The following is a 19,680-nucleotide window of genomic DNA, read 5'->3' as shown; positions in this document are numbered from 1 at the left end:
TGCACCCGTTGGCCCCCGACACAAGCAAGGAGCACTCGAATGCAGAACAAGTCAAAACTCCTCTGCCTGGTCACGGCATCGCTCGTCGCAGGCGCTACAGCCGCGTCGGCGCAGGGCTACTACGATTGGAACGGACCGCGCGTGGGTTGGGACGCGCCCGCCTACGAACCGGTTCAGCCGGGCGCGTACTATCCTGACGTCGCCGGACCGTATGGCGCATACTACCGCACTCGCCATCCGACCCCGAGCTCGACGCAGGGCGATGTCGGCCCTGACGGCAACAACAACGGCACGCTGACCGGCGGCTATCGCTGGTAGCGACCGGGCTTCATTTGCACGACCCGCCGCCTTCATCGAGCGGCGGGTCGTTCTTTTGCGACTTACGTATTGTGAGCTGAAGAAGCGCCGTTGCCGCCGGCTGCGCGATAATGGTCGTAGCCCGGATGGAGCGCAGCGCAATCCGGGACCGCTGTGCCCGCACTGATGGAATTCCGGATTACGCTGCGCTCCATCCGGGCTACAAGATGTCGCGTTGCCTGTCGGGCAAAACACGCGAGCCGTGGGTCAACGCGCGCAGTTCAAAATATTCCGCTTTACCGAACTTCGGAAACGGCGTATGTGTCGCGCAACCCGGCCCAAGGAAGAGGGGCGTATCGCGATCGTCACGAACGCGGGCCGGGCGGCGGTGGACGTGGACCACACCGGCGCGAAAGGCTTCGCAGGGCGGGCAACCGTGAGCGAAAGCGTCACGCCAACGACGGTGCGGTTCGCGTACGGCAAAATCGTGTGGTCCTGGCGCCCGGGGTCTGTGCGCCAAGTCTGGCGGTGATGTGGCGGCCCGACCGGGTCCGCGCATCAGCGATCCGCAAGGCGACGGGGGCAATAGTGCATCGCTCCCCGGGGAGAGCGCGACATAAGCCGTTCCAACCACTGCGCAGGGAAGGCCGGGATGTCTCCGGTTGCCCTGTTTCCCGCTATGCATTGACGCACACGCAATCTGCTCTCGGCATGGCGGTCCATAGGAGCCAACCGGCTCCCGGTCTTCCCTGCGCCCTCTTTCATTGAGGGCAAGGCATCGAAGCAAAGCTCGGGCGAACAAGCCGCGAGGATGAGAAGGCGCGTCTGCGATTGAAATGGGATTGATGAGCGACCATGCCGCCTCAAACTCCGTCATTGCGAGGAGCTCTTGCGACGAAGCAATCCAGACTGCCTCCGCCGAGGGATTCTGGATTGCTTCGCTGCGCTCGCAATGACGATGTTGAAGCAGCTGTGCACCAAACTGCGGTCTCGTGCCCCGGACGCAGCGCAACGCTTCTTCAGCGGTGCGCTGCAGAGCCGGGGCCACGCAACGGCGAAATGCACCGCCTGGGTCCCGGCTCAGCGCCGCAACGCCAAAGGCGTTGCAGCGCGTCCGGGACACGCCCTTCTTTCCACGCTTCTCCGCTCTTGTAACAAAACGGTCATGCAGTGAAACTAAACGAATCCGGGGCCGCGGCCAGCGGCCAAGCCGCCTCACCGCAGGGAGAGATTCGATGCGTCGTTCACTGGTGTTGCTGTCCGCCGGGCTGACAGTCCTGTCCACCGGACTTGCCTCCGCCCAGAACAACACGCCACGCAACCTGATCCTGTTCATTCCGGACGGTCTTCGCGCGCTGAAGGTCACACCGGAGACGGCGCCTGCGATGGCCGAGGTCCGCGACAAGGGCGTCAACTTCAAGAACCCGCATTCGCTCTTCCCGACCTTCACCATGGCCAACGGCTCGGCGATGTCGACCGGACACTATCTCGGCGATACCGGCGTGTTCTCCAACACGATCTGGACCAGCTACACCTCCGGCCCCGCCGGCGACACGGTGGTCCCCTTCATCGAGAACGACGCCGTGCTCGGCGATATCGACGAGCATTTCAAGGGCAACTATCTGAACGAAGAGACCATCCTGAAGATGGCCCGGGACAAGGGGTTCAGCACTGCCGCGCTGGGCAAACATGGTCCGACCTACCAGTTCGATCACACCGACAAGCCCGAGAAGGCCGGTCTGCATTCGATCGTGTTCGACGACGCCACCGGCGGCAAGAACGGCGTGGCGCTCTCGGACGAGGTGAAGGACGCGCTGACCAAGGCCGGCCTGCCCACCGCCACGCCGCCGCGCGGTGACAATTCCAAGGCGGGCGATGCCAAAACCCCTGGCACCACGGTCGCCAACGTCGCGCAGCAGGCCTATTTCGCCGATGTCGCCACCAAGGTGGTGCTGCCGATGTTCAAGGCGCGCAACAAGCCATTCGTGCTCGTGTTCTGGTCGCGCGACCCCGACGGCAGCCAGCACAATACCGGCGACAGCCTCAACCAGATCAAGCCCGGCATCAACGGCCCCACCTCGATGGCCGGCATCAAGAACGCCGACACCAACCTCGCCCAGCTCCGCAAGGCGCTCGACGAGCTCGGGCTTGCCGCCTCGACCAACATCATCGTTTCCGCCGACCACGGCTTCTCGACGATCTCCAAGGAGAGCAAGACCAGCCCCTCGGCCAAGGTCAGCTATGACGACACGCCGAAGGACTTTTTGCCGATGGGCTTCCTGGCGCTCGACCTTGCGAAAGCGCTCGACCTGCCGCTGTTCGACCCCAACGACAAGAATGCGAAGATCGAGGGCAACAAGCATCCCAAGGCCGGCAACGGCGTGCTCGGCAAGGAACCGACCAAGCCGGATCTCGTCGTCGCCACCAATGGCGGCTCCGACCTGATCTATCTGCCGAGCAAGGACAAGAAGCTGGCGGCGAAGACGATCAAGGCGCTGCTCGAGCAGGACTACGTCTCCGGCCTGTTCGTCGAGGACGCGCTCGGCCGCTTCCCCGGCACCCTGCCGCTGTCGAGCATCAATCTGCGCGGCAAGTCGGCGACGCCGACGCCGTCGATCGTCGTCAACTTCCGCTCCTATGCCAGCGATTGCGGCGAGGCGCCGACCAACTGCTCGGTCCAGATCGCCGATACCGTGCTGCGCCAGGGCCAGGGCATGCATGGCAGCTTCAGCCGCGGCGACACCATGAACTTCATGGCCGCCATCGGTCCGGACTTCAAAGCCGGCTATGTCGACGAGATCCCGGTCAGCAATGCCGACGTCGGCATGACCGCGGCCCGGCTCATGGACCTGCGCAGCGCGCAGAATGGCGATCTCGTCGGCCGCGTGATGTCGGAGGCCATGCCCAACGGCACGGTGCCGAAGGCCTATGCCGGCACGCTGAAGTCCAAACCGGCCGAAGGTGGCCTGATGACCGTGCTGAACTTCCAGCGCGTCGGCAGCCAGCGCTATTTCGATGCAGCCGGCTTCTCCGGCCGCACGCTCGGGCTCGAGGTAGAGGGTGGCAAACAAAAAACGGCGGGGAAGTAACCCCGCCGCTTCATCGCGTCCTCGATTGAGACGCGTAAATCTACATGCCCAAATCTTACATGCCGATGTCGAACACGTTCGGCAATTGGCCCGCCAGAGGCAGCGCGGTGGCGCCCAGGAAGGTCGCCACCATCGCCATCAGGCGACGGTTGTTCTGGCGCTTGCCGCGCATCTGGCCGGCGATCCACTCCAGCATCTCGCTGTTGACCTTGGAGGCATAGGACGGCGCCCAGCTCTCGATCTCGGTGTCGGCCGACAGCGCAACGCTGCGCGGCGGCACCTTCAGACCCGAGGCGCTGGCGGCATAATGGGCGACCGCCTTGGCGAGCAGGTCATCGAACCGGCCACCGTCGGTGCGCTCGGTCGCGGCCTCGTTGATCTCGAACAGCACTTCGGCCTCGGTGCGGCTGATCGGCTGGTCGTTGACGGCGGTGGCGGTCAGGATGCGCACGCACCAGGCGGTGTCATCGGCATCGAGCGAACGGGAGAAATGCACCCTTCCCTTGGTGGTCGGGCCTTCCCCCGTGATCACGCCGTCGCGCACGATGCTCAGTGCATGGGCCGCGGTATCGCGGCAGGACGGTTCGAGGGACGACGAGTCGGTAGGCTTAGGCGCAGCGGCAGACATAGTTCACTTCCAGATTTCTTCTGATCGGCCAGCATTTTCATGCCGACGTAAAGGGGTGGTTAACGATTCGATACGGGGATCGCGACTTTTCTAGATGGTTGCCAATTGGTCGCTGTTAGGACCATTCTGGTTCTAGGAAGCGCCGGGCGAGCGTGATGAAAGTCATAAAAGGCATTATCGGGGCAATCGCGACCGTGTGATCCCGGATGGAGATGTTTCGCCGCAGGCGCCGCTGTAACAGAAAGGTGCTAGAAAATCGGCTCTTCAAAGAAGGAATTCACATTTTACTTGAGCCGGTTCACTTGACCTCTCCAGCATTCTATACTGACGACGACGGCAAAAGATGAATTCTAAAGTAAATTCAACGAGATGAGGTAGAACCATGACACTTCCGATCGGCGCCACCGCACCCGACTTCGAAGCCGAGACCACCGAAGGGAAGATCAAGTTCCACGACTGGATCGGCAACAGCTGGGCCCTGCTGTTCTCGCATCCGAAGGACTTCACGCCGGTTTGTACGACCGAGCTCGGCGCTCTCGCCAAGTTGAAGCCGGAGTTCGACAAGCGCGGCGTCAAGCTGATGGGCCTCTCGGTCGATCCGGTCGACCGCCATTCCAAATGGTCGGAGGACATCAAGGAGACGCAAGGCGCTGCGCCGAACTATCCGATGATCGGCGACACCGATTTCAACGTCTCCAAGCTCTACGAGATGCTGCCGGCCTCGACCTCGGGCGATCCCCTCACCCGCACGCCGGCCGACAATCAGACCGTCCGCAACGTCTTCGTCATCGGGCCGGACAAGAAGATCAAGCTGGTGCTGGTCTATCCGATGACCACGGGGCGGAACTTCCAGGAGATCCTGCGCGCCATCGACTCGCTCCAGCTCACCGCCAAGCATCGCGTCGCGACGCCGGCCGATTGGACCCAGGGCGAGGACGTCATCATCGCGGGCTCGGTCTCCAATGACGAGGCCAAGACGATCTACCCGCAGGGCTGGAAGGAGCCGAAGCCCTACATCCGCATCGTGCCGCAGCCGAAGTGACTTTCGGCGGTCGCCGATAGCGACTGCAAAACGTCATCCCGGGATGGTCCGAGGACCAGACCTCAGGTGCGCAATTGCGCACCGGGGTTCGGTGCTAGCGCACCGCCCCGGAACGGCTGCGTTGGATCACGCTGCGCGGACGCGGTCGAGGAAGCCGTCGACCTCGGCCTTCAGATGCAGGCTCTCGCCCGACAGCGCCTGGGCGGAGGCAAACATCCGGCTCGAGGTCTCGCCGGTCTCGCTCGCACCCTTGGCGGCGTGACGGACATTGACGGCGACATCAGCCGTGCCCGACACCGCCGCGCGAACGCTGGCCACGATGTTGTGGGTCGCGCTCTTCTGCTGCTCGACCGCAGCCGAGATCGAGCCGGCGATGCCGCTGATGCGCTCGATGGTCTGGCTGATCGCCTTGATGGCAGCGACCGATTCCTCGGTCGCGAGCTGCATGCTCTCGATCTGGTTCGAGATCTCGTCGGTCGCCTTGGCGGTCTGGCCGGCGAGCGTCTTGACCTCCTGGGCCACCACCGCGAAGCCACGGCCGGCATCGCCCGCGCGCGCGGCCTCGATGGTGGCATTCAGCGCCAACAGGTTGGTCTGCTCGGCGATCGAGGTGATCAGCTTGACGACGTCGCCGATGCGCGCGCCGGCTTCCGAGAGCTGCGCGATGCGCTGATCGGTCGCCTCGGCCTGCCGCACCGCCTCGGCGGAGATCTCGTTGGATTCCTGCACCCGGCGCGTGATCTCGGAGATCGATTGAGACAGCTCGTCGGAGGCTGATGCCGCCGAACGCACGTGCTCGGAGGCGTTTTCGGAGGCTCCGGCGGACCGCGCCGACAGATCGGCGGTGGAACGCGCGACGTCGGTGAGCTGCCGCGCCACGCGCTCGAACTCACCCGACGATGTCAGCACCTTGTCGAGGATACCGCCGACGCTGCCGCGGAACTCCTCGACGAAGTTGCGCAGGTCGGATTTGCGCTGCTCGGCAGCCGCAGCTGTGGCCGCCGCCTGCTCGCTGCGCAGGCGCGCCCGCTCCAGCGAATTGCTCTTGAACACCGCGACCGTGAGGGCGATTTCGCCGATCTCGTCGGCGCGGTCCTCGCACTCGATCGCAACGTCGCTCTGGCCGTTGGCAAGCGCCGTGAGGGAGCGCGTGACCGAGGTGAGCGGTTTCGTGACCCGGCGGACGATCACCAAGGTGAGGATCAGGACCAGGAGCGCGGCGAGACCCGCGGCGGCGGCCATGCTCTCGATCGCCTGGGACAGCATGCTCTCGAACTGGGCCATCGGAATGCCGACATAGAGGATGCCGGCGACCTTGCCGGTCGCGTCCAGAATCGGGAAATAGGCGGTCATGAACGTCTTGCCGAACAGCGTGGCCGGTCCCTTATAGGCCTCGCCACGACGCAGCGGCGCCTGCCCCGGATGATCGGCGGCAAGCTGGGTGCCGACGGCGCGGTCGCCATTTTCCTTCTTCACGTTGGTCGAGCGTCGCACGAATTGCCCGCTCGCCTCGTCGAACACGAACAGGGTCGCATTGCCGCCGACATAGGACACCGCGCGATCGACGATGGCGTGATCCCTGAGGTCGGGCATTTTGGGAATCTCGGCGCGCTGGACGGCGCCATCCCGGATCATGATCTTGACGTCGGGAACGGTCTCGGCAAAGGCCAAAGCCAGCGTGCGCAGATTGACCTCGATGTCGCGCAGCGCACGATCATTGAAGGCGGACGTCAGCGACCAATAGCCGGCGCCGACCACGAGCGCCGTATTCATGGCGATCAGCAGTACCGCGCACAGGACGGCCTTGGTGCCGAGCTTGAACTGCGGCAGGAACTTCGCCGAGAGAAGGTTGGACATGGATGGAATGACCCCCGTAATTCTTGCATATTCGTGCAATCGGCTTACGGCCCCATTAACGACCGTTCGCACCGTGGCCCGCGCCATGCTTTCCAAATCGTAAACGAGGACACCCCTGACCAGCGGCCCGCCCTGGCGCCTGGCGCGTCCTGCCCGCATCGAAGGAGCTGCGTCCTGCGCCGAAGATCGCAAGCGATGCCATCGAAAGCCGAGCGCTGGGTGCCGGAGCTGAAGGACAGACCGGCGAAGCTGATCCACCCTCCGTGGCGGGCAACCCGATCGAGCTTGCGAGCGCGGGCATCATGCCCGCAGCTGATCGTCGATCATGCCAGGGGATGCGGGCGCTCGCCGCCTACGCAAAGATCCGCAAAGGTTGAGCGTTGCTTTGACACAATTTTGAAACCCGCTATCGTCATCGCTTCGTTCAAACAATGGGGGACGACATGGACGACGAGAAGCCGATCACAGAGCAGGCGATGGGCACGATCACCACCGCCGTGGAAGCGACCAAGGACGCCGCGGTCACCGCCGTCAAGCAGGTGAAGAAAGCCGCCAAGAAGGTCGCGAAGAAAGTAGCGCCGAAGAAGGCTGCGAAGAAGAAAGCCAAGAAGGCTGCGAAGAAGACCACGAAGAAGGCCGCAAAGAAATCGTCCAAGAAAGCCGCGAAAAAGGCCTCCAAGAAAGCGTCCAAGTCGAAGAAGAAGGCCAAGAAGGCCAAGCGCTGATCGCACTCAGAGCAGATCTCCGGGTGCGGGCGCGCCCGGAGACAGCTCCGGCGACGGCCTACCCTCGCCGTTTGGCTGCGCGCCGCCCCACCCTAGCACGAAAACGGTCAACACACGTCAGGGCTGTGCGCGCTGGAATCCGCTAAGAGCGTCGATTGACCACAAAGACCGCTGCGGCGCAGAGCGCCATGCCGGCAATGGCAACTGCGTCCAGGTTTTCTCCGAACAGCAGATAGGCCATCAGCGCCGTCACGGCCGGCACCAGATAGAACAGGCTCGCGACCGAGGTTGCCGCGGCGTGGCGGATCAGCCAGTACAACAGCCCGATCGATCCGATCGAGAGCGCCACGGCCAGCCAAGCGAGCGCGAGCACGAATTCCCGCGTCCAGTGCACCACACGGTCTTCGAACAGAAAGGCGCCGATCGCGAAGAAGATGGTGACGGACACGTATTGCACGAGATTGCCGGCGCGCCAGTCGATGTGATTGCAGTAGCGGCGCTGATAGAGCGTGCCGAGCGTGATGCTGATCAGCGAGACCACCGAGGCGAGCCAGCCGAGCCCGGCTTCGCCGGTCATCGGGCGGTTGTGCAGGATCAGCACGACCCCGCCAAGGCCGAGCACGAGGCCGGCCCATTGCAGCTGCGTCACCTTCTCGCCGAGCCAGCGATTGGCGATGGTCGAGGTCAGGATCGGCTGCAGGCCCGGAATCAGCGCGGAAAGGCCGGCCGGAATCGAATGCGCGATCGCGATCGCGGTGCCGCCGAGATAGAAACCGTGGACCAGAATGCCGGCGACCGCGCTGTGCGCAATGCCGGTGCCATCAGGCCATTTCGGCCGCGCGATGCCTGCGATGATCGCCATCAGGCCGACCACGATCGCCATGCGGATGGCGAGATAGGTCAAGGGATCGGCATTGTTGACGACGTATTTCGTGCCGATGAATCCGGTGCTCCAGAGCAGGACGAACAGGATCGGCGCCGCGCGGCCGGTCAGAGCTTCCGGATTGTGGTTCATTGCCGCCCTCATTGCCCGATGGGGCCCCATGCGGCAATACGAATTTCCGGACGAGCGATGCTGCGCTGCGACGGGCAGCGGGAGCCGCGGCTCAGCCGCTCACCATTCTTCCGGACAGGGATCGATGATTTTCCAGAGCTCGACCCCGTTCTTGATCTTCTTCATGTCGGTGGTGAGCCCGCCATTGCGGCGGATCCAGTCCTTCACCTTGTCGGGGTAGTAGGACATCAGATCGGAGGTGCCCTCGGCACTGGTGACCTTGATGCCGAAGGTGAAGGCCTTGTCGTAGTAGGCCTGGTGGAAGCCGAGGCTGGCGCGCGGCGTCACGCAGATCTTGTTCATCGGCACGATGCCGAGCACGAGCGTGCAGGCCGAATTGCAGATGCCGTCGATGATGACGCGCTCGCCCTTCTCGCGCACGCGCTTGTACTTGGCCTTGTACTCCTCGACATAGCCGCCGTGGTCGCGGGTGATGTGCAGCTCGGCGCGCGCCGGCGTAGCGGCGGCGAGGCAAAGCGACAGCAGGCTCAGAAGCGGGATGCGCATGGCGACGTGACGGCGAAAGCCTTCAGGAATGGACCGGCCTGGAAGGAGCCCCCAAAGGCCGACGACAGGATTCTTAATCGAATAGTCTTTGGTCATACTTGTGTGGGGAATTCGTTAAGCATCCCGAAAAGGCCAAAAATGGGCAGCTTTCGACCGCATGTCCGGCAATTCTGTCACACCCACCCGGAAATCTGCCGGTTTGGGCGTGATTCCGCGCCTCCGGACCGATGTCCTGGGCACCCGAAATTGCTATAAATGGCCGACCTATTCGCGCAGGTTCCGGAGAATCGAGATGAGCAAGTTGAAGCTTGTAGCCGCAGTTGCTGCCCTGTCGGCTGCAATCCTAGCCCCTGGCCTCGCGGAGGCACGGGGACATCACCGGTACCCCCGCTCCTACGCCAACCCGCTGCCCTATCCGATCAGCTATCTGCACAATTACGGGCCTGGCATCACCCCCGGCACCTTCGCCTATTACGACGGCCCGTCGACCAACCACTGCTACCGGGGCGCGGCCGCCTATATCGGCCAGGACGGCCGCCGGCACCCCTGCTACCGAGGCGCCGCGCGTCCTTCCCCGCGGGCGCCCCTATCTCGCGGCGCCCGACCGCAGCAATTGCTTCTCGATCTCGTAGACCGGCAGCTTGACGAGGTCCTTGCCGACCTCGCCCTGAAGCACCCTGCGCACGACATCGGAATAATCGGCGCGGATCATGCCCAGCGCACGCGGTGAGGCCACCATGGTCAGGGCCGAGGTCTCTCCCGCACTGACGGCGGCATCGAGACGGCCGGCCAGGCCCCGCAGGAACGCGCGCTCGGCCTCATCGTGCCAATCGGTTTGTTCGACGGAGCTGCGCGCCCCGCCGGCCGCTCCATGCAATCGACCCGGCGCATCGGTCCCTTGCGCGCCTGTCGATGGGTTGGGCTGCTCATGCACTTCCCTGGTGTGAAGGTTCGGAAACATCTCGTCGCCGAGATTTTCCAGAATGAGCGCCTTGCGCCCGTCGCACACGACCAGCCAGTCACCCTTGTCCAGTCTCATCTTGTCCATTGCATAGCTCCAAGCAACCCGTGGGCCTGCTCTTCGAATTCCTCGAAAGGCTGGCCATGCGGCAAGACTAGGGACGAAGCCGCGCCGGCGAATTGCGCAGGATCAAGGATGGCGGCATGTCGTGCGGCACCTGCCGGCGCCAGCGCAACATTGGTCAGACGCTCGAACCTGGAATAGTCTGGCGCATTAAGGTCACGCCTGCGGCGGGCTCGCTGAAGATTTGTTCATCAGCATTACATTTCGGTTCCGCCACAATTTGATCAGAACATCATCGATATCCTGCATTGCGTCAGCGGAGGAAGACATCATGAAGCTCAAGATTGGCCTCGTCGCCGCATCCCTGTTCGGTGCCCTCGCGGTATCGCCGGCGGCGTCCGCCATGCCCATCGCGCCCGCACCTGCAACGCCAGAGGTCTCCGGCGTCGAGCAGGTCCGCATGGTCTGCAACGCCTGGGGACGTTGCTGGTGGCGTCCGAATTATTATGGGTATTACGGACCGCGGCCGTACTACGGCCCCCGGTATTATGCGCCGCGCTACTACGGCCCACGCTATTATGGCTACGGCTATCGCCGCTGGTGATACCGAAGGGGCCCTTGGGGCCCCTTCGCTTTTGCGAGACCGTGAACTGCTTGCTCCGACCACCTGCGCGGCTAGCCTGGAGCAATTCCAAAACTGATCTAGATCAAAGATGAAATCCGTCACTTCGTCATTGTACGGAGATGGCCGATTTGATCGTTTTCCGATGCCCCCAGACGGGCATGAATGTGCAGACGCATTTGGAGAAGGGACAAAGACAGGAGGGGCGGAGCTTTGCGTCCTTTGCCTGTCCCGCGTGCACGCGCCTGCATTTCATCGACCTCGCCTCCGGCCAACCGATAAGCAGAGAAGGTTGACGGCGACATTGATCTGCCGTGCCTCATGGCATGAGGTCCGCAATACTACGGCACGAAATCCGATTTACTGAAGCATGATGTTTCGCCATTGATGGCGATGCACCGACATCCATTTGCGTGTCACATTGCAGCAGCCGCCCAGACGCATGTTGTTCGACGCCCTCGTCCCGTCCTCCGCGCTCCAACTGATCGGCTTTGCCGACGTCGATGCGTTTCGGCCGATCGAGTCGATGGAGGACGCGAGGAGCATTCCGCTCGACGTTGCGAACTTCGCGGCGGCCCGCGCCGTCGTCTCCCTGCCGGCATGCCGCATCGTCGTGATGAGGTCGTTCGCGCGCATCCTCGACACCGCCTATCGGATGCCGGGCGGGAAGGTGATCCTGGCGATGACCGACGACCTTCAGGCCAACTTCAGGGGTGTGGATCTCGACGCCCGCTTCTTCGTTGCACTGCGCGGCAACGATGAATGTCACTACGTCGAACCCCAGACCAATCATCACGCGATGATCATCCTCTCGCCTACCTTGCGAGACCGGGGCTGGTTCGATCGTGCCGACGATTTGCGGGCCCATGTCGCGAACCGGCCGGCCCTGCTCCACGCACGTCAGCTCCTGCTCGACATTCTGCGAACCGCATCGGTGCAGCCGCTCCTGTTCGAGACCACCGAGGTAGCCGCCCATCTCCAGGAAGGCCTGCTGCTCGCGCTCGATGATCTGTTTCGGATCGATCCCCTGTCAGATCGGAGCACCTCCGTTCGCAGCGAGCGGTCGATCAAACTCGTTCAGCAGATCGACGATTACGTCGCAGCCTATCCGACCGCTCCGATCTATACGGCCGATCTCGCCAGCGAGTTTGGCGTCTCGATCCGGACGCTCGGCGGCGCGGTCAGCAAGGTGCGCGGCATGAGCCTGCACCAGTACATTCGCCTCAAAAGACTGTGGGCAACCCGCGCTCGCCTGCTCAAGGGCGGCGGCGCCACCGTCGCTACATGCGCGCGCGCCCAGGGTTTCCATCATCTCGGTGAGTTCGCCGCAGCATACCGCGCGACCTTCCACGAGGCGCCCTCGGACACGCTGGCTCGTGGCCGGCAAATCCGAGTGTCGGCAGGCTGACGCCGCAAGCCCACGCGATGGTGACCGGCATCAGTGCTGATACAGAACAGATCTAGAACGCAGGGAGGCGTGGCGCGCTCGGAAGGATTCGAACCTCCGACCCTCGGAATCGAAATCCGATGCTCTATCCAGCTGAGCTACGAGCGCCCTGGCCCAGTAGTGGGCCGCAACCGAGACGCGCCTGACCGCTGCTGGCGAGCCCGCACAGCGGACGGCGTTCGGATGGGTTCGAATTAGCAGAGAGGCCGACCAATAAAAAGCCCCACCCGCCTCCGTTCGAGACGAGTCGAAGGTGTGCTCTCACCAGGTCGTGTTGAAAAGGCCGAAATGCGGCTGCTGGGCTACCATCATCGGCCGTCCCTGTTGCGGCGCCCGATGCGTCCTGACGACCTTGCGCTTGGGCTGAGCCTGGGCCGGAGAAGCCGCAGCAGCCTGAACCTGGGCCTCGGTCTTCCGGGCTGCGGCGGCGGTATCGGCCTTCGGGCCGGGCGTGAATTGGGCGAACGTCTCGCGGACCCGCACCTTGGCCGACATCTCGGCCAATGCGGGCGACATGCCAGCCTGCACTGGCGGCTGAGGCGCAACGGCGGCGGCGGTCTTTATCGCAGGCGCGGCGATCGTCGGCTGGCTGGTGTCGAGCACGACACGTTCAGGCAAATGGCGATCGGACCGGATTCGGATCAGCGGCTGGTCGTTGCTCGCGGTCGCAACAGCTTGCGCCACGGGTGCTGCCGGCAGCATGAAATCCGCCGCAAACAACAGTGTGAGCAAAGCTCCACCGACAAAGATGAAATACCGAAAGATGGGCATTGGCCGCGCTCCGCCCCCCGCATCCCCGCGTGGGCTCTTCGCCTTAACAGGCGATTCTCTAGTTGGTTCCTGGCCCAGCCCGTTCGGTTCAAATGGCAACGCCAAGTATTTTGGCCAAGACCTGCGGATGGTAACTTTTCCGCTATCCGGAAAAATGCCTCCTTTAGGCGCGGCGTGCTGCAACCAGCGAACACTTCGCCTGGTCGGCATTCACATTGACGAAGCCGATGGGAATATGCGCATAGGTCTTGCGGCTCTTCATGCTGACAGGGTCCGCCAGCACACGACTGCGATCAGTGAGATGACTGCCGTCGCGCCGCGCGAACGCGCAGACGATCTCGACGTCCTTTACGGCATAGTCATTGTCGTTTCGCAACGTGAACGTCACCAGCGCCTTCGAGCCGAGGCCGCCGCGGCGCCAGGTCTGCGATGAAATCCTGAGACGACCGAGTTCTGCCATTGCCGGCGCCTGAGCTGCGGAAGCCGGCGAGCCCGCGGCTGCCGCATCGCCTGAAGGAGCCGTCTCGACGGCTGCCAGGCCGGTCGTCACCGGTTGCGCGCTATTGCCTTTGGAGAGAGGCAGTAGCATCCAAATTCCGCAGCCCACAATGATCGCTGCCAGCAGCCACAGCAGGCTTCGGCCAAACGAGACGCTCGCAACCGTCACGGCCCGCGCCAATCGTTCGCCAGTCCCGGCGAAACGCCCCAACCCGAACCGGTCAAGCCTAACGTTCATGGTTTTCATCACCGACAGCGGCTGAAGCACGTCCTACGACGGACTAAGCCACCGTTTCACTTAATCGGGAACACGAACTAAGGTTCCCGGCCCGTTGCGAATCAGCAAAGACGGTGGCGATCGCCGGCTGGGGCCGTTAAACATGCGGCGCAACATCGAAAGACCGCGTTGGGAGAGAATGAAATGCCAGTCGTCACTTGGGATCACGTCCATCTGCGCAGCCCCGATCCGGAGGCTACGGCGGCCTGGCTGCGGGACATCCTCGGTGGCGAGATCGTGCGCGCGCCCGGACGGATCGACGTGAACCTTGGCGGCGCCAGGGTCTTCATCGCGCCGCTCGAGGGCGACGCCGCCGTCAGCCCGCCGCCTCTGCATCCGCATCAGGGCCTCGATCATTTTGGTCTGACGGTAAAAGACATCGACGCCGTCGCCGCCGAGATCAAGGCCAAGGGCGTCACCTTTACGCGCGAGCCGACGACGATCAGGCCCGGCGTACGCATCTGTTTCATCCGCGGCCCCGAAGGCATCTCCATCGAGCTGCTCGAGCGCGACAAGAAGTATACCTGACGCGACGCGAGCGGCATCAGGCATCGGCCTTCCGAGCGAAGCGCTGCCCGGTGTGTCTACGTCATGCTGCCGGGCATAAAGCAGCGGATGGTGACGCCCATGTAGCCGTAGATCGGCCAGACCATGGTCCGTCCGACTCGGTTCGGCTCCGAGATCACGGCTTCCTCGGGCACGTCCACCCAGACGAGTTCCTGCGGCTGGCCGTCGATGGCGGAGCCATAGCGCGGGACGCGGACACGATAGTGCCCGTCCTTGCTGTCCCAGTCGGAGTCCGAGAGCGCCGAGCCGTCGGCGTCGGAGCAGCAAGGCCCCTTGCCGCTACGAAGGCCGTCGAACCAGGCCTTCAAATCCGCATTGGTGTTGACGAACTGGCCACGGTCACGCGCGTGCCCGAAGGGAGCCGCGAGCGCAATCAGGCCCAAGGCGCACGCCAGCCTTGTCACACCTCGCCAGCGTGTCGCGCTGCCGATCCGCCGTCGTTCGCTTTTGCAATTCGTGGGACGCGCACCGTACAGACGCGGCTCATCGCCGCCGGAATCGATCCAGTTGCTCACGTTCGTCTTGCTCCAGCACTCCGCGGCCAGTGCAACAATGGTTATGCATTTCGCGGGCCAACTCCGATTCGCAACGTTCGGCCTCGCCTCATCATCAAACCGTCATGACGGCGTCACGCACAAGCCGGGACAACTACGGCTTGCGACGGCAGGCTCCCGCCAACCGGCAAAAGTGACGCGTTGCGCCGGCGGACGCGCTTTGGCATAACTGCTCTACCGGTTACGCCATTGGGCGATGGCGGCCGACCTGCGGGACGTTATGAAGAACGGCCTCTATTCGATTCACGTGACCCTGCTCGACGGTCGAGTCGGCAAGGGCAGTGGCGTCATTCTCTTCCGCGACGGCAAGATTCTTGGCGGCGACGCCTACCTTTATTACACCGGCAGCTACACGGTGAAGGACAACAACACTTTCAAAGGTGAGGTCCTGGTGCAGCGCCACACCTCGCCGCGCGGCAACGACAATCCGCTGTTCGGCGGCCCCGCCCCGGTCGGCATCGGCGTCAGCGGCACCTTCACGGAGACGCGCGGGGAGATGACTGGCACGGCGCTGGTCGGCAAGGCGAGCCAGATCTTCGGCGCGACGCTGCACAGGCTCGCCGACGTCGATTAGGGCGTGCCGCCATAAGTCACGGCCCAAACTAGTCCACAGCACCCCCCCTGACATCCTGAGCAATAGATCGTATGCAGCAGGGATGCCTGGATCGTGGACATATCGCCCATGGGCACGTGACGCGGCGATCGAGCTCGGCCACCTCGCGGCGGCACAGGCAGTCGCGCTCGCCGGTCACGTACATCCGGATGTCCAGGTTGCCGCCGTCAGCGAAGGGTGGCGCATATACGTGACCACGGTCGGGGAGTTCCGCGCCATCGCGGGCGATATCGTCGTCATCCCGGCGGGCGTACCGCACGCCTCGCACGGCGGCGCCGGCTCGATCGTCAGCCATCTCTATCTATCGAGCGATCATGCGGCGGTGAGAGGGATCTCTGGGCCGCTCTGCATCCGCAACTCGCGGGCAACCTTGCCGGACGAGATGCTCGACGCGATCGGCTCGCACGATCCGTGCCCGAGACGTCTCACGCGGCCGGCCCGATGTGCCGCGCTGACGGAGCTGGTTTCGTGCGACGATCTCGCCATCCGCACGATCGCGGCACGGCAGGGTCGATCGACAGACGGCTTCATTCGGCTGTTCAAGCGAGAGGTTGGAATGACCCCCGCCGCCTATCGTCTTGCGCTGCGACTGGCATCGGCACGCTCGCGTTTGAAGCGCGGCGACACCGTCGCCGACGTGGCTTATGCCGGCTCGTTCTGCGACCAGAGCCACCTGGGTCGCCTGTTTCGACGCGCTTACGGCGCAACGCCTGCCGCCTACCGTTCAGCGTTCGCGGATTGAGACGGTCGATTTCGTTCCAGACGTGAATTGGCCTCGGGCGCTAAGCTGGCTCCACCTCTCCATGCCACTGCGAGCCGCGCATGAACCTCTTGGCACCTTTCGTGGTCCTGTCCGCAGGCCTGAGCCTCGCCTTTCAGCAGGTGCTGAACGCCAGTCTTGGCAACGCCATGCAATCCGCGCGGTGGGCGGCGTTCGTGAGTTATCTTGGCGGGACAATCGCGTTGCTGCTGGTTCTGGTCGCCGTGCGCGAGCCGATACCCGCTGCCGCCCTGGCCGGACGAGCCCCTTTGATCGCATGGACCGGGGAATCTTCGGCGCGATCTTCATCGCGACCAGCATCCTCATGGTGCCGCGCCTCGGCGTGGCGACGGTGTTGACGTTGATCGTCGTGGGTCAGTTGCTCGGTTCGTTGGCGTTCGATCACATCGGCATGTTCAGCCTGCCGCACCATCCGATCACGTTGACACGCATTTTGGGCGCTTGGTGTCTCATCCTGGGCGCGGCTCTCGTTCGCGGGTAACGATCGCCGAAGCGCCGCGCGCTAATGAGTCCGCGGCCTGGTCATTCCGCCGCCTGTTCGAGCGGCGCTATGCGCGGCAGGATCATCTGGATGCGCGTGCCGCCGCCCGGCTCGGAATCGAGATCGAGCCGGCCGCCGAGCCGATTGGTGACGATGCTGTAAACGATGTGCAGGCCGAGGCCGGTGCCGCCCTGGTCGCGCCGCGTCGTGAAGAACGGATCGAAGGCACGGCGGCGGACGTCGAGCGACATGCCGCAGCCATTGTCGGAGAAGAGGATCTCGACATTGTCCTTGCCGGACTCGCGCACCTGGATGTCGATGGTCCCCGGCCGGCCGTCCGGGAACGCATGCGCCACCGAATTGAGAAACAGATTGGTCAGCACCTGGCCGTACGGGCCGGGATAGCTGTTCATGGTGAGGTCCGGCTGACACTCGACGTTGAGCGTCAGATTGTGCTTGCGCAGGCCGGGTCGCAGGCTCATCACCACCTGCTCGGTGAGGTCGCCGAGGTCGAAGCTGCGCTGGTCCGAATAGTTGCGGTCGGCCGCGACCTGCTTGAACGACTGGATCAGCTCGGCGGCGCGGTTGAGGTTGGAGACCAGCTGCGAGGAAGCATCGCGGCTGGTGTTGAGGAAGTCGTTGAGCGTGGAGCGGCGGAGCTCGCCGCGCTCGACCTCAGCCGTGAACATCGCGGTCTTGCGCTCCAGCGCGGAAGCGACCGTGAGGCTGATGCCGACCGGATTGTTGACCTCGTGCGCGACGCCGGCGACCAGGCGCCCGAGCGCGGCGAGCTTCTCCGCCTCGATCAGCGAGGCCTGGGTCTCGCGCAGATTGCGCAGCGCAGTCTCGGCGGCTTCCTTGGCTTTCCGCATCTCCTGCTCGCCGCGCTTGCGCTCGCCGATGTCGAGCGCGACGGTGACGATGCGCTCGATCTCGCCTTCGGCGTCGAGCAGCGGCAGCTTGTTGACCAGCCATTGCCGCATGTTGCCGGAGGCGTCCTTGTACTCCTCCTCATAGAAGCCGAGTCCCTTGCGGAACTTGAGCACGCGCTTGTCGCTCTCGTCGGACTTGGCAGCGCCGTAGCGCGACATCAGGTCGGCCGTGGTGCGGCCGAGTGCGTCGCCCGGCTCGATGCCGAAGATGCCGGCCATGTAGCGGTTCATCAGCACGTAGCGCAGGTCGCGGTCCTTGACATTGATCACCGCGGGCACGGTGTCGATGACCTGCTGGAGCAGGCGCCGGCCTTCGGCGATGGCGTCTTCGGCCCGCTTCTGGTCAGTGATATCGCGCAGCGTGCCCTCGTAGCGGACGATGTTGCCCTGCTCGTCCCGCACGCCGGTGGCGCTGTCGGAGAGCCACAGTATGTTGCCGCTGCGCTGGCGCACCTGATATTCGAACTCGCGCACCATGCCGTCGCGCGCCATCAGCCGTTGGTATTCGGCGCGCGCCTCGGGATGGACGTAGATCGTATGGGCGATGTCGTTGATGCTGTCGATAAGGTGCTGCGGGCTGTCGTAGCCCATCATCCGCGCCAGTGCCGGATTGGCGTTGAGGAGATCGCCGGCCGGTGTCGTCACGTAGATGCCATCGACCGAGCCTTCGAACAGTTTGCGATAGCTCTCCTCGGCGAGGCGCTGCTCGGTGAGCGCGCGCACCGCCGCTTCGCGCGCGGTGTCGGCCTCCTCGAGCGCGCGGCGGAACACCTCGGCTGCCCGTGCGATGTCACCGATCTCGTTGTCGACGTCGGCGGACGGGATCGACGTGTCTTTCTGGCCCGCCGCAAGCGCGCGAATGGAGCGCGCGATCTGGGCGAGCGGACGGACCGTCCTGCGCACCACGAACAGCGCGGCGCCGATGCCGATCAGCACGCCGACCGTACCGAGCACGATGCTCTGCCACCGCGCCTCGGTCAGCGTGCGGGCAAAATCGCGCGACAGCACGTGGCCGCGCCGGGCGCTGACCTCGCGCAGCAATTCGGTGACGCGGCCGATCAGCCGGCCCTCGGTGCCCAGCACCTCGCGGTCGATGTCGGCGATCTGCCGCTCGCGGACGGCGACCGCCATGATCGCCTCGGCGTAATCGTTGACGGCCGACCTCAGCTTGCCATCGGCGATGTCCATCGCCCGCATTCCCTCCGCGGCCTGCTCGGCCGCGGACGGGTTGCGCGCCAGCAGTCCGAGCGCGATGCGGCTCTGCGCCTCGGACAGGCGGGAGGCCAGCTCGCGGTCCGAAGTGCCGGCGACGGCCGCGTCGAACCGGTCACGCAGCGGCGGCAGGCCGGCGAGCAGCTGGGCGCGGCGGTCGATCAGGGTCGAGATCCGCTCCAGGCCGGTCCGGTAGGTCGCCAGCCGCTCCGTGACCCCGTCGATCATGTCCTGCTGCTCGGGCGCGAGCTCGATGCGGGTCTTCTTCAGGATATCGCTTAAGGCGGAGGCCGCCTCGCCCACCTGCTGGAACTGGATGCCGGCGCCGGGATCGGTGACGAAGTCGCGCGCGGCAAGGCGCAATTCGTTCATGCGGCGGTCGATGTCCTCGGCGAGGTCCCCGACGCTCTGGAGCCGTTGCAGCTCAGCGAACGTGGTGTCGATATGCCGGATCGCGATCACGCTCGCGGTCGAGGTGACGATGATCACCGCCAGCACCAACAGGAAGCTGCCGAAGGTGAGCTGGCCGATGGAGAGCGAAAAAGTTCGCTTTTTCTCAGGGGTCGGCGTCAATTCGGCGGACATTGGTGTTTGGGGGACCGGGCTAATGGAGGTCCAATATACGACGTATTGCGCCCCCGGGGGAACATGCCTCTGGCCGCCGAATATCCTTAATATCGGGCCTGCCGCCCCTCCTCCGTT

General features: G+C 64.2%; 18 protein-coding genes, 1 tRNA gene and 2 pseudogenes. 11 read left to right on the top strand and 10 right to left on the bottom strand.

Annotated elements, in window-relative coordinates:
• Nucleotides 1–39 precede the first annotated feature (39 nt).
• Nucleotides 40–318, top strand: a complete 279-nt coding sequence (locus ACSKB8_RS27300; protein WP_438107594.1) for a hypothetical protein — start codon at nt 40–42, stop codon at nt 316–318.
• 1,214 nt (nt 319–1,532) lie between these two features.
• Nucleotides 1,533–3,386 carry an alkaline phosphatase family protein gene (locus tag ACSKB8_RS27295; RefSeq protein ID WP_438107592.1) on the top strand — a complete coding sequence of 618 codons (1,854 nt, stop codon included), beginning with the start codon at nt 1,533–1,535 and terminating at the stop codon, nt 3,384–3,386.
• A 55-nt stretch (nt 3,387–3,441) separates the two neighbouring features.
• Here ACSKB8_RS27295 and ACSKB8_RS27290 read toward each other — a convergent pair whose 3' ends face one another.
• Nucleotides 3,442–4,014: a hypothetical protein gene (locus ACSKB8_RS27290; RefSeq protein WP_438107590.1), complete on the bottom strand. Its 573-nt coding sequence runs from the start codon at nt 4,012–4,014 to the stop codon at nt 3,442–3,444.
• 382 nt (nt 4,015–4,396) lie between these two features.
• On the opposite strand from ACSKB8_RS27290, the gene ACSKB8_RS27285 reads away from it, so the two are divergent.
• Nucleotides 4,397–5,056: a peroxiredoxin gene (locus ACSKB8_RS27285; RefSeq protein ID WP_130218030.1), complete on the top strand. Its 660-nt coding sequence runs from the start codon at nt 4,397–4,399 to the stop codon at nt 5,054–5,056.
• 126 nt (nt 5,057–5,182) lie between these two features.
• Here ACSKB8_RS27285 and ACSKB8_RS27280 read toward each other — a convergent pair whose 3' ends face one another.
• Nucleotides 5,183–6,913, bottom strand: a complete 1,731-nt coding sequence (locus ACSKB8_RS27280) for a methyl-accepting chemotaxis protein (protein WP_438107589.1) — start codon at nt 6,911–6,913, stop codon at nt 5,183–5,185.
• A 443-nt stretch (nt 6,914–7,356) separates the two neighbouring features.
• Between ACSKB8_RS27280 and ACSKB8_RS27275 the strand changes: the two genes are divergently transcribed.
• A complete protein-coding gene (locus ACSKB8_RS27275; RefSeq protein WP_438107587.1) occupies nt 7,357–7,638 on the top strand; it encodes a histone in 282 nt (93 codons plus the stop codon).
• A gap of 142 nt (nt 7,639–7,780) precedes the next feature.
• On the opposite strand, the gene ACSKB8_RS27270 is transcribed toward ACSKB8_RS27275, so the two are convergent.
• Nucleotides 7,781–8,653, bottom strand: a complete 873-nt coding sequence (locus ACSKB8_RS27270) for a DMT family transporter (RefSeq protein ID WP_438107586.1) — start codon at nt 8,651–8,653, stop codon at nt 7,781–7,783.
• A 99-nt stretch (nt 8,654–8,752) separates the two neighbouring features.
• Nucleotides 8,753–9,199 carry a hypothetical protein gene (locus ACSKB8_RS27265; protein WP_091889766.1) on the bottom strand — a complete coding sequence of 149 codons (447 nt, stop codon included), beginning with the start codon at nt 9,197–9,199 and terminating at the stop codon, nt 8,753–8,755.
• Between the two features lie 292 nt (nt 9,200–9,491).
• Between ACSKB8_RS27265 and ACSKB8_RS27260 the strand changes: the two are divergent.
• Nucleotides 9,492–9,752: pseudogene (locus ACSKB8_RS27260) on the top strand (hypothetical protein); the annotation flags it as partial.
• A gap of 33 nt (nt 9,753–9,785) precedes the next feature.
• Here ACSKB8_RS27260 and ACSKB8_RS27255 read toward each other — a convergent pair.
• Complete coding sequence (locus ACSKB8_RS27255) at nt 9,786–10,247, bottom strand: host attachment protein (protein ID WP_438107584.1); 462 nt, start codon at nt 10,245–10,247, stop codon at nt 9,786–9,788.
• A gap of 307 nt (nt 10,248–10,554) precedes the next feature.
• On the opposite strand from ACSKB8_RS27255, the gene ACSKB8_RS27250 reads away from it, so the two are divergent.
• Together ACSKB8_RS27250 and ACSKB8_RS27245 are read left to right on the top strand one after the other, a co-directional pair.
• Nucleotides 10,555–10,827, top strand: a complete 273-nt coding sequence (locus ACSKB8_RS27250) for a hypothetical protein (RefSeq protein ID WP_091889772.1) — start codon at nt 10,555–10,557, stop codon at nt 10,825–10,827.
• A 460-nt stretch (nt 10,828–11,287) separates the two neighbouring features.
• Nucleotides 11,288–12,253, top strand: coding sequence for a helix-turn-helix domain-containing protein (locus tag ACSKB8_RS27245; protein ID WP_438107582.1), 966 nt, complete (start codon nt 11,288–11,290; stop codon nt 12,251–12,253).
• Between the two features lie 70 nt (nt 12,254–12,323).
• Here ACSKB8_RS27245 and ACSKB8_RS27240 read toward each other — a convergent pair.
• The 3 genes from ACSKB8_RS27240 to ACSKB8_RS27230 all read right to left on the bottom strand — a co-directional run bounded on the left by ACSKB8_RS27240 (nt 12,324) and on the right by ACSKB8_RS27230 (nt 13,799).
• A tRNA-Arg gene (locus tag ACSKB8_RS27240) sits at nt 12,324–12,400 on the bottom strand.
• 153 nt (nt 12,401–12,553) lie between these two features.
• A complete protein-coding gene (locus ACSKB8_RS27235; protein WP_438107581.1) occupies nt 12,554–13,063 on the bottom strand; it encodes a hypothetical protein in 510 nt (169 codons plus the stop codon).
• Between the two features lie 163 nt (nt 13,064–13,226).
• Complete coding sequence (locus ACSKB8_RS27230) at nt 13,227–13,799, bottom strand: hypothetical protein (protein ID WP_438110688.1); 573 nt, start codon at nt 13,797–13,799, stop codon at nt 13,227–13,229.
• 183 nt (nt 13,800–13,982) lie between these two features.
• Here ACSKB8_RS27230 and ACSKB8_RS27225 point away from each other — a divergent pair, with 183 nt between their 5' ends.
• Entirely contained in the window at nt 13,983–14,366 is a 384-nt protein-coding gene (locus ACSKB8_RS27225; protein ID WP_438107579.1) for a VOC family protein, read from the top strand.
• Nucleotides 14,367–14,422: 56 nt separating this feature from the next.
• Here ACSKB8_RS27225 and ACSKB8_RS27220 read toward each other — a convergent pair whose 3' ends face one another.
• Nucleotides 14,423–14,920: a hypothetical protein gene (locus ACSKB8_RS27220; protein ID WP_438107577.1), complete on the bottom strand. Its 498-nt coding sequence runs from the start codon at nt 14,918–14,920 to the stop codon at nt 14,423–14,425.
• Nucleotides 14,921–15,179: 259 nt separating this feature from the next.
• Here ACSKB8_RS27220 and ACSKB8_RS27215 point away from each other — a divergent pair, with 259 nt between their 5' ends.
• From ACSKB8_RS27215 to ACSKB8_RS27205, 3 genes and pseudogenes are all read left to right on the top strand, one after another.
• Nucleotides 15,180–15,533, top strand: coding sequence for a GrlR family regulatory protein (locus ACSKB8_RS27215; protein WP_176945705.1), 354 nt, complete (start codon nt 15,180–15,182; stop codon nt 15,531–15,533).
• Between the two features lie 82 nt (nt 15,534–15,615).
• Entirely contained in the window at nt 15,616–16,314 is a 699-nt protein-coding gene (locus ACSKB8_RS27210) for a helix-turn-helix domain-containing protein (RefSeq protein ID WP_438107576.1), read from the top strand.
• 80 nt (nt 16,315–16,394) lie between these two features.
• Nucleotides 16,395–16,834 (top strand): annotated as a pseudogene (locus ACSKB8_RS27205) (DMT family transporter).
• 41 nt (nt 16,835–16,875) lie between these two features.
• On the opposite strand, the gene ACSKB8_RS27200 reads toward ACSKB8_RS27205, so the two are convergent.
• A complete protein-coding gene (locus ACSKB8_RS27200) occupies nt 16,876–19,563 on the bottom strand; it encodes a PAS domain S-box protein (protein WP_438107574.1) in 2,688 nt (895 codons plus the stop codon).
• Between the last annotated feature and the right edge of the window lie 117 nt (nt 19,564–19,680).

The organism is Bradyrhizobium sp. BR 1432, assembly GCF_051547705.1.
Lineage (GTDB): Bacteria > Pseudomonadota > Alphaproteobacteria > Rhizobiales > Xanthobacteraceae > Bradyrhizobium > Bradyrhizobium zhanjiangense.
This window is presented reverse-complemented; position numbering and strand designations above follow the sequence as displayed.